The 13,203-nt window shown below is 61.9% G+C and carries 12 protein-coding genes and 1 tRNA gene; 7 read left to right on the top strand and 6 right to left on the bottom strand.

Features of this window, described 5'->3' with window-relative positions; genetic code table 11:
• Window positions 1-79: 79 nt before the first annotated feature.
• From ABD819_RS07845 to ABD819_RS07825, 5 genes are all read left to right on the top strand, one after another.
• A complete protein-coding gene (locus ABD819_RS07845) occupies window positions 80-367 on the top strand; it encodes a putative quinol monooxygenase (RefSeq protein ID WP_345122805.1) in 288 nt (95 codons plus the stop codon).
• Window positions 368-399: 32 nt separating this feature from the next.
• Entirely contained in the window at window positions 400-939 is a 540-nt protein-coding gene (locus ABD819_RS07840) for an iron-sulfur cluster co-chaperone HscB C-terminal domain-containing protein (RefSeq protein WP_345122803.1), read from the top strand.
• A gap of 36 nt (window positions 940-975) precedes the next feature.
• A tRNA-Leu gene (locus tag ABD819_RS07835) sits at window positions 976-1,057 on the top strand.
• 322 nt (window positions 1,058-1,379) lie between these two features.
• A complete protein-coding gene (locus ABD819_RS07830; protein ID WP_345122801.1) occupies window positions 1,380-1,511 on the top strand; it encodes a hypothetical protein in 132 nt (43 codons plus the stop codon).
• A 576-nt stretch (window positions 1,512-2,087) separates the two neighbouring features.
• Window positions 2,088-3,254, top strand: a complete 1,167-nt coding sequence (locus ABD819_RS07825) for a hypothetical protein (protein WP_345122799.1) — start codon at window positions 2,088-2,090, stop codon at window positions 3,252-3,254.
• 191 nt (window positions 3,255-3,445) lie between these two features.
• Here the strand turns inward: ABD819_RS07825 and ABD819_RS07820 are convergent, their stop codons facing one another.
• Window positions 3,446-6,409: a TonB-dependent receptor gene (locus ABD819_RS07820; protein WP_345122797.1), complete on the bottom strand. Its 2,964-nt coding sequence runs from the start codon at window positions 6,407-6,409 to the stop codon at window positions 3,446-3,448.
• A gap of 241 nt (window positions 6,410-6,650) precedes the next feature.
• On the opposite strand from ABD819_RS07820, the gene ABD819_RS07815 reads away from it, so the two are divergent.
• Window positions 6,651-7,475 carry a DUF547 domain-containing protein gene (locus ABD819_RS07815; RefSeq protein WP_345122795.1) on the top strand — a complete coding sequence of 275 codons (825 nt, stop codon included), beginning with the start codon at window positions 6,651-6,653 and terminating at the stop codon, window positions 7,473-7,475.
• Window positions 7,476-7,841: 366 nt separating this feature from the next.
• Here ABD819_RS07815 and ABD819_RS07810 read toward each other — a convergent pair whose 3' ends face one another.
• The 5 genes from ABD819_RS07810 to ABD819_RS07790 all read right to left on the bottom strand — a co-directional run bounded on the left by ABD819_RS07810 (window position 7,842) and on the right by ABD819_RS07790 (window position 11,462).
• The gene (locus ABD819_RS07810; protein ID WP_345122793.1) at window positions 7,842-8,444 is read right to left on the bottom strand and encodes a methyltransferase family protein; all 603 of its coding nucleotides are present in this window, start codon (window positions 8,442-8,444) and stop codon (window positions 7,842-7,844) included.
• Window positions 8,445-8,455: 11 nt separating this feature from the next.
• On the bottom strand, window positions 8,456-9,595 hold the full coding sequence (locus tag ABD819_RS07805) for a BamA/TamA family outer membrane protein (protein WP_345122791.1): 1,140 nt from the start codon (window positions 9,593-9,595) through the stop codon (window positions 8,456-8,458).
• Window positions 9,596-10,072: 477 nt separating this feature from the next.
• Window positions 10,073-10,276, bottom strand: a complete 204-nt coding sequence (locus tag ABD819_RS07800; RefSeq protein ID WP_345122789.1) for a hypothetical protein — start codon at window positions 10,274-10,276, stop codon at window positions 10,073-10,075.
• Between the two features lie 222 nt (window positions 10,277-10,498).
• Complete coding sequence (locus ABD819_RS07795; protein ID WP_345122787.1) at window positions 10,499-11,242, bottom strand: DUF389 domain-containing protein; 744 nt, start codon at window positions 11,240-11,242, stop codon at window positions 10,499-10,501.
• Entirely contained in the window at window positions 11,202-11,462 is a 261-nt protein-coding gene (locus ABD819_RS07790; RefSeq protein ID WP_345122785.1) for a hypothetical protein, read from the bottom strand. Before ABD819_RS07790 ends, ABD819_RS07795 begins: the two co-directional genes overlap by 41 nt.
• 541 nt (window positions 11,463-12,003) lie before the next feature.
• Between ABD819_RS07790 and ABD819_RS07785 the strand changes: the two genes are divergently transcribed.
• Window positions 12,004-13,194, top strand: a complete 1,191-nt coding sequence (locus tag ABD819_RS07785) for a lactonase family protein (RefSeq protein ID WP_345122783.1) — start codon at window positions 12,004-12,006, stop codon at window positions 13,192-13,194.
• The last annotated feature ends 9 nt before the right edge of the window (window positions 13,195-13,203 follow it).

Raw genomic sequence — 13,203 nt, 5'->3', positions numbered from 1 at the left:
CCTCTTTCCCCTCAGGCCCTGGCTTCGCTTTGCGGAGCCGGGGCTTTTTACTTTTACCGCTTCAACTTCCCCTTCCCGAATGCTGATTCGTATTGTTCGCATGAGTTTCGAGCCAGCGCAGGTGCCGGCCTTTCTCGCCCTTTTCCGCGCCACCGAGCACCGCATCCGGCAGCAGCCCGGCTGCCGCCACCTGGCGCTGTGGCAGGATGCCGACCACCCGGCCATCTACTGCACCCACAGCCATTGGCACGACGCGGCCGCCCTCAACGCCTACCGCAAGTCGGCGCTGTTCGGGGAGGTGTGGCCGGCCACCAAGCGGCTATTTGCCGCGCCGCCCGTGGCCTTTTCGGTGAATCCGGTGTTGTAGCCGTATTCCCTCCTGATAAATCCCTGTTTTTTATGTCCCCCGATTACTTTGCCTTCTACGGCCTCCCCGAAACCTTCCGGCCCGATGAGTCCGCCCTCAAGCGCCTCTACTACGCCAAGAGCCGCGAAACGCACCCCGATTTCCACGCCACTTCCTCACCAGAGAATCAGGCCGAGATGCTGCGCCAGGCTACCCTCAACACCGATGCCTACCGCACCCTCGCCGACTCCGACCAGCGCATGGCCTACCTGCTGCGCCAGCACGGCCTCCTGGATGAAGGCAAGCAGGAACAGCTGCCACCCGATTTTTTGATGGATATGATGGACCTCAACGAGCAGCTGATGGACCTGGAAACGGAGCCCGACGCCGCGGCGCAAACCAAAGTAGCCACTGAAGTAACCGCCTTAGCCGATACGCTCGATGCCGGAATTCAACCCGTACTAGTTGGCTATGAAGGCTTGCCGACTGACCACCGCCCGGCGGCGCTCCAGCAAATCTGCACCTACTACCTAAAAAAGCGGTATCTGTTGCGCATCCAGCAGCAGGTAGCTACCTTTGCAGCCCGCTCCTGATACCGGCAGAGCGGAATTGTTCTGAATCAGCATCCTGCCCGGATGGCGGAACCGGTAGACGCGTTGGTCTCAAACACCAATATCGCAAGATGTGCCGGTTCGACTCCGGCTCCGGGTACATTTACTAGCTACGGGAACCCCCGAATAGTCGCCTACTACGTAGTACAGGCACTTTTCGGGGGTTTTTGCGTTTGGCTCACTACGGGGTATAAACCGACTTACTACGAAGTTTACGCCCCCAATCACGCCCCCACAAACGCCCACACTCGCCCCCAACATTTTCTCATTATGACAATTCAATTTGAGCGGCGCGCTAACCGGCCGGACGCGGCCGGCCGGTGCGTTATTCATCTGAGAGCCTACTTTGATGGGCAGCGGCCGCGAATGGGTCAATCTCAACGCGGCCCTCAACGCCCACGAGCCGACACAAATCCTGCTCGATGAAACCCCGTGCGTCGACGCGCAGAGCACCCGGCGACTGTACGATGCTAGCCGTTCACCCCGCCAAAGCCCGCATCTACCTCATCTGCGACAACGCGCGCTACCGCAAAAACAAGGAATTACGGGCCTGACTGGCCCATAAGCCGATTTGCCAGGTGTTTTTGCCGCCCTATTCGCCCAACCTTGACCTGATTGAGGGTTTCTGGAAATACCTGCGCCAGAAAATTGTCAACACGACTTTCTACCACACCAAAGGCCACCTTAGCACGGCCGTACTCGGCTTCTTCGACCGACTCCCCGAGGTTGGCCAAGACCTCAGGTCCTCACTAACCCGAAAATTTCATATTATCAGTTCGCTACTTCCTTCGTAACGAGTGTAACATCCTGTTATTGAACCACCTGGTGATATCGGCGCCGGCTTCGCTACGCCCCTTAATGCTGCCGCCGGCTTTATCCAGCGGGCGCTTGGCTGGGTAGCGGCCACTACCGGTGACTTCGCGCGCAATGCGGTTCATTGAGAAGGGGCCTGCCGGTGCCCGCAAACATCCCATTCTTCCCTATTATTCGTATTCTTTTCTGTGGCTACAGAGCGACCCGCTCACGGCTTGCCGTCGGCGAAAGAAGTGCTTGCCGTTGCGGCTGGCCACATACTTGTGCGCACACAGCATTGTTAAGTATTATTGTCGTTTTACCTCAGCAAATTATCTATGCAGCTCCAGGAAGTGGTTACGGCTGACCAAGCCCGTGAATTTCTTAATTTCCCGGTGCGCCTCTACCAGGGAGACCCGAACTACGTGCGGCCCCTGGACCGCGACATTGAAACTGTTTTTAACCGGGAGAAAAACAAATACTTTCGCCACGGCCAGCTTATCCGCTGGCTGCTGCGTGATGCGGCCGGGCAGACGCTGGGCCGGGTGGCGGCCTTCATCAACGAGCGCACCGCCCACACCTTTTCGCAGCCCACGGGCGGCATGGGCTTTTTTGAGTGCGTGGATAGCCAGGCGGCCGCCAATGTATTGCTCGAGGGCTGCCGCAGCTGGCTGGCCGGCCAGGGCATGGCGGCCATGGACGGCCCCATCAACTTCGGCGACCGCGACCAGTGGTGGGGCCTGCTGATTGATAATTTCGGCTCGCCCCTCTACACCCAGAACTACAACCCGCCCTACTACCGCCGCTTGCTGGAAACGTACGGTTTTCAGCTCTACTTTAACCAGTTCACCTACTTCCGCAAGGTGGCGGCCCCGCTCACGCCCGAGTACCAGGAAAAGGCATCGGTGCTCTTTCGCGACCCCAATTTCAGCTTTGAGCACCTGCGGGTGAAAAACCTGCCTAAATACGCCGAGGACTTCCGCCAGATTTACAACAAGGCCTGGGTGAAGCACGACGGCGTGAAGGAGATGACCACCGAGCAGGCGGCCAACATCATGCGCAAGCTGCGGCCCATCATCGACGAGAAAATCTGCTGGTTTGCCTACCACCACGGCGAGCCGGTGGGATTTTTCATCGCGCTGCCTGAGCTCAACGAGCTGTTTCGCTACGTGGACGGCAACCTGAACTGGTGGGGCAAGGCCAGGTTTGCCTGGTATCGCTGGCGCGGGGCCGTGCGCACCATGACCGGCATTGCCTTCGGCATTGTGCCTGAGCACCAGCGCAAGGGCCTGGAAATGGCGTTCATCCTGGCCGCTTCCAAAACCGTGCAGGACACCAGCAAGGTGCAGTACGAAGACTTCGTAATGAACTGGATTGGCGACTTCAACCCCAAGATGATGCGCGTGGCCGAAACCATTGGCGGCGAAATCTGGCGTACCCACGGCACCTTCCGCTACCTGTTCGACCGCAGCCAGCCGTTTGAGCGGGCCCCGGTGATTGACTGAGGTGTAGCGCGCAAACAAAAAATCCCCGGCCAACTGGTGGTCGGGGATTTTTTGTCTGGGGCTGGCAGGCTGGAAAGTAGCAAAGTGACGATTCACCCTGAAAGCATCCCGGCGCTCATGCCCGGCGCTCCGGCGCATGAGCATTCTTACGCAGCGGGCTGGCTTTTCGGACAGCCTTTCAACAATGCTCCTTAAAACGAATAGCCAACGCTTAGGGTGATGTTGCGCGGCAAAATGGGGCGAATCAGGTTGTTGGCGGCCTGGGCCGGTGTGCGGCCGGAGGCGGGGTTCACGGTCTTGTTCTCCACAAAAGCCTGGCTGGTGGCGGCGCTGTTTTCGCCATTGCGGGCGGCCGCGTCGCCATAGCCCAGGGCGTTCAGTATGTTGGAGCCCTGCGCCGAGAGGCGCACGCCTTTGAGGGTACCGGCAAAGTTGTAGCCAATGCCGCCGAATAGCACGCCGTAGCTGGGCAGCAGAATGGTATTGCGGCGGTTGGCGTACCGCTCGCCAAACCAGCGGTAATTGCTGAAAACGTCAAACCCCCGGTACGTGTAATCGAATCCACCTTCGAGCAGGAAATCCGGCGTGTCTTCGAGCCGGTTGCCGGCGATGGACACCAGCTGCCCGGTTTCGTTCAGCTGCTTGAACTCGACGATGCGGGCCGTCTGCACTGTGCCAATGCCGCGCAGGGTGAGGCCCGCAACGGGCTGGAAGGTGATTTCAGCTTCTACCCCGCTGCTTTGCACACTGCCACGCTGGCGGTTGAGCGTGAAGCCGCCGGCCGGGTTCACCTGCTGAATGGTGAAGGGAATGTCGTCGTTGCGGCTATAGAACGTGGTCAAACCCAGGCCGAGGCGGTCGGTGCTGGCTTTCACCCCGATTTCGGCCTGCTGCACCCGCTGAATGGCCCCGCGAATGGTGGTATTGCCGGTGGGGTCGCTGGGGTCGCTGCCAAACGCCCACTGGTCGTTGGTGGGGGCCACGCCGGAATTGGAGTAGCGGGCGTACACGGCTGTGCGCGGGTCGAGCTTGTAGTTGGCACCCACCGAGGCATTCACGGTTTGAAACAGGAAGTCCCAGCTACGAAATGCGCCGGTGTTCTGCAGGTAGGTGTTGTCGTAGCGCGTGGTGTAATCGCCGTCGAGGCCACCGTTGGCACCCGTGGGGTTAGCGGCGGAGTTGAGAAAAGGAAAGCGCGGGTCGAGGTTCACAATCTGGGCCGATTTGCCGGCACGGCCGAAGTTGTGGCTAGCTTCGTAGCGCAGGCCCAGGTCCAGGTTCAGCTTGTCCGACACTTTCCATTCGTCGCCGAAAAACAGGCTGTTGATTTGGGTGGTGCCGTCGGTGTTGGCCAGCAGGCCGCCGGCCGTGCCGAAGCTGTAGGACAGGAAGCCATTTTGCGTAACCTGCAACGGCGCTCCATTCAGGGCAGTGGCTGGTGCCGAGGTGAGTGTGAGGTTGAGCAGGCGCGGGCGGTTGGCCACTTCCTGCACCACCTGGTTGTAGCTCAGCCGCTCCTTGATGGTGTAGCGCGAGGCATACCAGCCGGCGCTGAGGCGGTGGCCGCCCAGGGTTTTGCCTAGCTGCAGCTTGTTGATGGCGTTGGTAGCGGGCTTGTCGTCGGGGAAGATACCGGCGATGTTCACCAGGCCGTTGCCGTTGAAGTTAAAGTTGCCGCCGGTCTGCGTTATGGCGCGGGTGGTGCGGTCGTAGCTGCCGCTGGCCACCAGGGTGCCGTTGTCGGCGTAGCGCAGCTCGAAGCCGTTGGCCCCCAAGGGCCTGAAGCCTTCCAGCAACGAGCGTACCAGGCCGTTTTCCACGCCCGGAATGGGCGGCGTGAGGTCGTACACGCCATCGGTACTCAGGTTGGCATCGAGCAGGCGCGAGTTGTTTTGCAGGGTGAAGCCGTTGCCCAGCTCAAAGAATACTTCCGAGCTGATGGACTTGTAGCGCGAGTGCTGGCCGTCGGCCAAGTCGCGCTGCAGGCGGCCCTGGCCGTTGTTGAAGGGGTTGGGAATGTTCTGGTAGCGCTGGTGCTCCGAGTACATGGTGCCGCGGCGCAGGTCGGGCCCGCCCGGAATCTGCTCGGGGTTGTTGAGGTTGCGGTAGGGAATACTGGTGAGGTAGGCCACCCGGTCGTTGAGGCACTTACCGTAGAGGCGCACGTAGCCATTTTTCAGGTTGTAGGTCACGTTGGCCTTTACCTGGCCGCCCTGGTTCATGGGGAAGCCCATGTAGCGCGTGCCGTCGTCTTTGCGGTAGAAGCCGCCGATGTTGAAGCGCAGCGGCGTGCCCTTGATGGGGCCGCCCACGTTGGCGTCGATGCGCTGCAGGCCCAGCAGCTGGTCGAAACCGGTGCGGTCGGAGTAAAAGCCCTGGTCGCCGCCGGTCAGCTTCACGGTACCGCCAATCTGGGCGGTGGTGCCGGTTTTGCTCAGGAAATTGATGATGCCGCCCGGCGCGTTGTTGGCCTGAATGCCGGCCGAGCCGCCGCGCAGCACTTCGAGGCGGTCGAGGGTTTCGTCCACGCGCATGTGGATGTCGCTTTTGGCAAACGTGAGGCCGCCCACTTCCAGCAGCGGCAAGCCGTCTTCCATCAATTGCAGAAAGCCAAAGCCGGATTCGGCATTGGCTGGCAGGCCGCGGGCCGATACCGAGTTGGCCGCTTCGCCGCCGTCGGAGTTCACCCGGAAGCCCGGCACAGCCATGAGCAGGTCGGCGGTGCCGCGCGACACCCGCGTCTGAATCTGGCGGGCGTTGAGCGTGGTCACGGCCGTGGCGCTTTCCAGCTTGCTCTGGGGGTTGAAATTGCCGGTAACCACCACGCCATCCATCAGCAGCGGGTCCTGGGCCAACGAGGCGTTCAGGGTGGCCGTGCCGCCGTTGGCGACGGTGATGGCTTGGGAAGCCATCTTGTAGCCCAGGTACGAAACCGTGGCCGTGTAGCTGCCGGCCGGGGCCGCGAGCGAAAACGCCCCGTTGCGGTCGGTGGCGGTGCCAATGTTGCCGGGGTTGAGCACCACCGTAGCCCCGACCAGCGGCTGGCCCTGGGCATCGGTGATGGTGCCCGTGACCGGGCCCGAAGCCGCAGTTTGGGCATAAGCCGCCGGAGCCAGGGCACAGACGATGACTGCGGCAGGAAGTAGGTGCCTCAAGAAAGTAGGATTTGAAGTCATAAACGAAAAAACAAGGTTGTAACCCGGACCTCAATGGCTGAATTGCCGCGAAAATACGGGGTTTTCTACCTGCCGGATTGGTGGCACGCCAGAATGCTGAGCCATTTTCCGCAGCATGGCCGGGCTAACCGGGGCGGCATCCAAAACAAAAGCCTGTGCGTAGGTTTGTGGCCGGGCTGATTTCGGCGCTCTTAATAGTTGTTTTTGCTAGCTCTCTGTAATGTTGAAAACCCTCTCGCACTCATCCTCCCGCTTGCTGGTCCTGGCCTTTATGCTGCTGACCTGGCCCTTGGTTGGCAGCTGCCAGTACCTGCGCTATTTAAAAGAGCTGAACCCTACCATGGCCGGCACCAAGCCCATTGACCACGCGCCCTACGATGCCCTGCTGAAAAAGTATGTGGACGAGCAGGGCATGGTCAACTACCGCGGCTTCCGGGCCGATTCCAGCCAGCTCAGCGCCTATCTCACTACGGTGAGCAACACGCTGCCCAACAAGCAGTGGAGCAAAAATGACCAGCTCGCGTACTGGCTCAATGCGTACAACGCCTTCACCATTCAGCGGGTGCTGCGCGGCTACCCCGTGAAAAGTATCCGCCAGCTGGGCGGCGACAAAACCCTGGTGAATACCGTGTGGGACCAGCGCTTTATTCGCCTGGGCAACGACAAGGACAAGGTTTGCCTCAACGACCTGGAGCAGCGCCTCATCCGGCGCAGGTTCAAGGGGGAATACCGGGTGCATTTCGCCCTGGTGTGCGCGGCCGTGTCGTGCCCCAAGCTGCGCCGCGAGGCCTACGTAGGCAGCCGCCTCAACCAGCAGCTGGAGGAGCAAGCCCGGGACTTTATCAACGACCCGGCCAAGAACAAGCTCACCCCTGCCACGGCCCCGCAGGTTTCCGAAATCTTCAATTTCTACCCCGGCGATTTCAAAGCAGATGACAATACGCTGGCCAAAACGCTCAATAAATATTTGACCGGCCCCAAAGTCGACGCCGATATCAAGCCGACTTTCATGACCTACAACTGGGCCCTAAACGAACAGAAGTAGCACGGCGCTTGGCGTAAGCGCCGGTCTGAGCGCGCTGGGCGGTCAGACTAGGGCACACGCTTATTTCTGCACAACTACTTCAGCAAAACGTGCCGGAACGTGCTCCTGGCAACCGGTCGGACCGCCTGGAGCAGTCGGACCGGAGCATATGCTTACTTACGAAGCTGATGTTACGCAGGGCACCATGGGTAGCTTCGGTTTTGGGGTGCCTGGTGCGTAGTGCTTGGTGCTTGGTTGGGAGTCTGGCGCCTGGAAAAGCCCCGCACGAGGGTTTCCACCTCACCAGGCACTACGCACCAAGCACCAGGCACTATAACACGGGAGTACCCTCAGACGCCTTGCGTAACATCAGTTACGAAGGACTACCTAGCTTTTCGCGGCCGGGTGCCACTTCAGCGGCAACAGCTGCGGCACGCGGGCCTGGTAGCGGACATACGCGGCCCCAAACCGCTGCAGCAGCTTGCGTTCTTCGAGGCGAGTTCCGACCACCAGGTACGCCAGGTTGCAGGCCACGAATACGCTGCGGGCATCGGTGGGCGCCAGCAGCCAGAAGCCCAGCAGCCCTACCAGCAGGCCCAGGTAGAGCGGGTGGCGCACCAGCCGGTTGAGGCCGCCGGTGTGCAGGGGGCCATCGGCCGCCACCGCGCCGCGCCGCACGTAGGCCCAGCCCGCAAACTCGGCCAGGTCGTAGCCGCGCAGCGCCGCCACGGCCAGCAGCAGGCCCACCCCCATCAGTCCGTAGCCCAGGAAAACCACCGGCTGGGGCGGCGCGAAAAGCCGATTTGCGGGCAGCTGATTCTGGTAGTGCACAATGAGCAGAAACCCCCACACCGATAGCTGATTATATCCCAGCCGGTAAAAACGGGCCACTTTTGGATAATGCCGGGCCACGGCGCTTTTGAGCCCCGTGGTAGCCAGCAGGCTGTGCAGGGAGAAATAAAGAGTCCAGAAGAAGGCGAGCAGGAACATCCGAACCAGCGTTAAAAAGCTTCGCCGATGCTGAAGTACACCCCGCTGGACTGCCTGCGCCCCACGCCGTAGTCGAGGCGCACGTTGAGGCGGTCGCGGCGGTTGAAACGGAAGCGCAGGCCCGCCCCACCGGCCAGTTTCAGGCCGCCCTGGTCGAAATCATCCAGGGTGTTGCCCACCTGGCCCACGCCGCCAAACAGCACACCGTTGAACCGCCCGAATAGCACGCGACGCACCTCGGCTTGCGCGGCCACCAGCTGCCGGTCGCGGTAGCGGCCTTCGTAGTAGCCGCGCAGCAGGTTGGCCCCGCCCAGGTTAGCCAGCTCCCGAAACGGCACATTACCGCCCTGAAACTGCCCGACCAGCTGCAGGGCCAGAATGGTTTTGTTATCGGTGGTGAGGGGCCGGAAGTGGCGGGCATCGAGCAGGTAGCGGCCAAAGCGGTAGTCGCTGCCCAGGGCCCCACCGTTCAGCAGGGCCGATACTTCGAGGTAATTGCCCCGGAAGGTGCTCAGCACGTTGTCGCGGCCGTCGTAGAGCAGGGCCGGGCCGAGGCCGGACACGAGGGTGCTCTGCTGGTATTCGCGGGCGGGCCGGTCGAAAAGGCGGCTGTTGAGCGGGTTGTTGTCGATGCCTTCGTTCACGCCGACGTCGCGCAGGTCGGTGAGCCGGTACTGCAAGCCGGCAAACAGGCCGGGGGCGAGTCGCTTCAATACGCGCTGATTGAAAATGAAGACTTTGTACTGAATAACCGACTTTTCTTCGAGCCGGGTTTCGGGGCCGAAACCGTAGTAGTTAATCGGAAACTGGTTGTAGAAGCTAGCCTCCCCGGAAATCAAGAACTGCTCGCCCGGCGTGAAAATGCTGTGCGTGAGCTGCACCAGGCTTTGGTTTTTTTGGGTGCGCCAGCCGATAAGCCGGGCATTGGACTTGCGCGTGGTGGTGTCGGTGCCCAGCCGAAACACCGGCAACACGGCCAACCCGTAGCCCAACCCCGTTTCGGGTTGCGCAAACACAATGGGAAAGGGAATAAAGCTGGGCTTGTCGACCTTAGCCTTTGGGGCGGGCGGCACGGGCAGCAGGGTTTGGGCCAGCACGGCCGAACCGGAAACCGATAACAACAATAACAGGAAATAACGGCGGATGAGCATCAACTAGCAGGCAGGTGCAAAACAATGGAACCAGGCCAAGCTACGGCAACGGTTTGGAAACTGGATTGCGTAGCGGCCCGCCGTCGAGCTAATTTGAGTTGGAAGTGCGGTGGTCGAGGGAAAAAGGAGAGGATTGGGCGGCGCTCACCAGTGCCTGGCAGCGGGCGCTATTGCCCTACCGGGTACAACGCAGGCCGAAAGCCTGGAGCCGCGCCTCAAAACCGAAGCTTCCGAAGCCCGTGACCTTAATAAGCAGGCAATCGTCAGTAATTAGCAGACGCGCGAAGATTCAGCCTTTTGATAATCGAAATTTTACACCCTTACTACTTAGTGTTTAATTCTGCCCTGCTTACTTAAAACAACCGCGCAGGGCTTTTCGAGCGGTCTTTTAAAGACCTTTTTTGGAACACCTAGGGCACCCACGGCTCGACTCTAAGACGGGTCTGTTTCTTGAAAAATCTAATCGACTCCCCCCTATTATCGTTTCTCCCACCTCACGGCGAACTCTTGCTTGCTGCAATGCATCCACAAGCGGGAAACGGGGTTGATGATGACGATTTCGGCCGGGCGCTCATCGTCGGCGGCAGTCAGGCCCAGTTCGAGCTCGTATTCCTGGCCGTTGCGAAAACCGGCGTAGCCATCCATGCCGCGAAAGGTGTACTTCTTTTTCTGAAACTCCATGCGGCAAAGGTAGGGACCCGGCGGAAGGCGGTACCAGCAGTTAGTGGCCCGGGCCGGTAGTCGTTCAGCGGCGGCTGCCCGGTAGGCGGGCCGGCTGCCGCAGCCACTCCCACCGGCGCGAAATACCACGGTTTTGAGCCGCTGGTAATAAGGCCACCTTATTCCTTACTGACGTTATGCGCCGGGTTGTAGTTGGCGCGGGGTGTTTGGGGTACACCGAGTTCACGTCGTGAGTGGGGTAGCCGGAGCGGGCTGCCTGCGCGCTTGCTTTAGGCCAGGTGTTTGGGCTGGAGCAGCCGTCGCAGCTACACCAGCGGCTGCCGCCGGTGTACCCGTAGCTGCTTCAGCCCAAATACCACCACGCCCACCATCAGCACGAATAGCCAGTCGAGCCCGAAGCGGGCCAGGCCCGCGGCAGCCAGTGCGGGGCGGCCGGCGGCCAGGCCCGGCCTGGAAGCTGCGCCGAAAGGCCGCCAGCGTCAGCACGCCGGCCACGGCCCCCGCGCCCGACAGCAGCAGCTCCATCAGACCGGGGTGTTGCAGGTGGCTCACTTCGGGGTTGGCGGCCAGCTGGGCGGCGATGGTTTCGCCGGCCGCCAGCAGGGCGTAGAAGGTGGCTCCGGCGGCCAGTATCAGCACCGCGTAGCCGGCCAGGGCCGAGCGCAGCCCATGCCAAAACAGGGGGCCGCGCCGCAGCACCAGCGCCAGCGGCAGCTTGGCCAGGGGGTCGAAGCCGGGGGCAATAATGGCCGAGGCGATGAACGCCACCGCCTGCGGCATGGGCTCCGAGACCAGGCCCACGGCGCATATGAGGCCGCCCAGCGCCATCAGGGCCATATAATTGACGCCGATGCGGCCCTGGTGGCGCAGGCCGCTTTCCATCTCCTCCCAAATGGCCTCGTCGCGGTCGTCGTCGATGGCCTCCTTATGGGCCGGGGCGATGATGCTGGCCGTTTCGCTGGTCACGATGCTCAGGGCCCGGCCGGTCGGGCACGGCGGCGCGCACGCGGCGCAGCACCTCGTCGGCCCCGCGGTTGAGGACGTGCACGGTGAGCACATCGCCGGGCGGCTTTTGCGAAGCTGCGCGGGCCAGGGTGAGGCCGATTACCTCATCAAGGACGGTGAGCTGCTGGCAGAGAGCATCGGTAGCGGCTGGAGGCACGGTGATTTCGAGGGTGCGGTGCATGGAGCAGGGTTAGAGCAGTTTCAGGGTCAGTAAGTAGGTTGTGGGAATTAGTTTGATTTATCAGCACGTCATGCTGAGCCCGTCGAAGCATCTCTACCGCTTCGCTGAACGGCCCTGCTGAAGCGGTAGAGATGCTTCGACTGCGCGGACGCCAGATAGGCATGACGTTCCTTTTTGTTGGAAAGTAATTTACCCGACCTACTTATTCAGAGGAAAACTACTTCTGGCGTGAGCAGCGCGCCGGCCGGGGCGACGGGGTCGTGTACGCGGGGCGTTGTTTTTAGTCGGCAACCAACGCGGCTGGCACCGTTCGCCGGGCGCGGGCGTTGGCCGTGGTGCAGCGTAGCGGTTCGCTGCCCTCGGCACGGCCGTCTCTCGAAGCGGGGCGCACCACCCGGCCCACTATGTTCAATGTTCCGGCTTGGCAGGGTGCCGGGCCGGCTGCCTCGGCTACTCCCACCGGCTCGAAACGCTATGGCCTCAGGCTACTGGGTAGGCCGCCGTGTTGCATTTTTGCAGCTTACCGGTCTGTCCCAATCCCATGCCCATGTGCTCGTTTACGCTTCGTCGTGTTTCAATTCGTAGCGGCGGGGCACTGCTGGCCCTGGCCTTGGCGGCGGGTTGCGGGCGGCCGGTGGGCGACCGGGCGGGGCGTGATTACCTGCTCTACGTGGGCACCAATGTGACCTCCGAAAAGGAAAACACCCTTTTTATCTACCGGGTATCGGCCGCCACGGGGGCTTTTAGCCGGGTGAGTGCCCAATGGGCCGGGTCGAAGCCGACCTACCTGGCCATGGGGGCTAAGCGGAATTTTCTGTACGCGGTGAGCGAAACCCAGGCTTTTCGCGGAGCGGCCAGCGGCGGGGTTAGCTCCTTTGCCGTCGACCAGCACACGGGCGCGCTGACCTTGCTCAATCAGCAGCCTTCCGGCGGTAGCTATCCCTGCTACATCAGCCTCGACCGCGCGGGCAAAGCGGCCTTGGTGGCCAACTACGGCAGCGGCACCGTGAGCCTGCTGCCCGTGGCCGCCGATGGCCAGCTCGGCCCACCGGTTTCGGACCAGCACACCGGCAGCGGCCCCCACCCCAACCAGGCGGGCCCCCACGCCCATTGCCTCCTGCCCGACCCGGCCAATGCGTTTGCCTTCGGCGTGAACCTGGGCACCGACCAGGTGGTGGGCTACCGCCTCGGCGCGGCAGCCGGCCAGCTCACGCGCCAGCCTCAGCCGGCCTTCGTGGCCCGGCCCGGCGCGGGGCCGCGCCACCTGGTTTTCCACCCCGATGGCCGCCGGGCCTACCTGGTCAACGAACTGAATTCAACCGTGACGGCGCTGCTTTATGACGCGGCGGGCGGCCAGTTTCGCGAAGCCCAAACCGTATCGACCCTGCCGGCGGGCTACGCGGGGCCCAACTCCTGCGCCGATGTGCACGTAGCCCCCGATGGCCGGTTTCTGTACGTTTCCAACCGGGGCCGCAACAGCATCGCGGTGTTTGGTATTGAGGACCATACGGGCCGGCTCAGCCCCGTGCAGGACGTGGATACGCAGGGCCAGACACCCCGTAATTTCACGCTCGCCCCCAGCGGCCGCCTGCTGCTGGTGGCCAATCAAAACTCCAACAACGTGGTGAGCTACCGCGTCGACCCGCAATCGGGCCTGCTCACGCCCACCGGCCAAAGCACGACGGTTCCTTCGCCCATGTTCCTGGGCCTGGTCGAGGATTTCCGGCGGTAAGCGCGCCGC

The organism is Hymenobacter antarcticus, from assembly GCF_039539545.1.
Lineage (GTDB): Bacteria > Bacteroidota > Bacteroidia > Cytophagales > Hymenobacteraceae > Hymenobacter > Hymenobacter antarcticus.
The sequence above is the reverse complement of the archived record's forward strand: the minus strand, read 5'-3'. Positions and strand labels throughout refer to the sequence as shown.